Source organism: Vibrio sp. SG41-7, assembly GCF_014164465.1.
GTDB lineage: Bacteria > Pseudomonadota > Gammaproteobacteria > Enterobacterales > Vibrionaceae > Vibrio > Vibrio splendidus.
This window is the reverse complement of record NZ_JACJFF010000344.1, coordinates 1-521: the sequence shown is the minus strand read 5'-3', so window position 1 is coordinate 521 and position 521 is coordinate 1. Positions and strand designations below refer to the sequence as shown.

General features: G+C 48.2%; 1 protein-coding gene. It reads left to right on the top strand.

Annotation, left to right across the window (positions count from 1 at the left end):
* Positions 1–43: 43 nt before the first annotated feature.
* Positions 44–418 (top strand): hypothetical protein, encoded by a 375-nt coding sequence (locus H5300_RS27030; protein ID WP_182797391.1) that lies wholly within the window; start codon positions 44–46, stop codon positions 416–418.
* The last annotated feature ends 103 nt before the right edge of the window (positions 419–521 follow it).

Genomic DNA, 521 nt, shown 5'->3' with positions numbered 1-521 from the left:
AGCTCTGGTTTACTAAGTGCTTATCCAACATAAGGAAGGCACCATGCAAAACCAGAAAAACCTGATTCAGGCCACTGCTGACTTTGAGCACTGGCGACAAACCCGCATTAATAAACATGCCAGAACCCCCGATGAGCTACGCTGCTTGGCACTCAAGCTGCTTGAAGAATATCCGATCAGTCACGTGACCAAAGCACTACGGATCTGCACTACCCAGCTTAATGATTGGCGCAAGCAACTTACCGTTAAGTCGTCCGCTCCTGATTTTGTTCCGTTACAGCTAGAGTCTGATTTACTACCTAAATCAGACCTGAGCCTTCAACTCACTCTTCCTAATTCAAGTCAGATCCGTATCAGCGGCCTGGTCTCTCCTGACTTATTGCGAGCTCTGATACGAGAAGCAGGAGAAGTAAAATGATCCACCTGACTGCTGAGAGTAAAATCCTGCTTGCGACTCAACCAGCCGATTTTCGCTGTGGTATCGATGGACTCGCCGCCCTGTGTCGTCATCAGCTAAAACA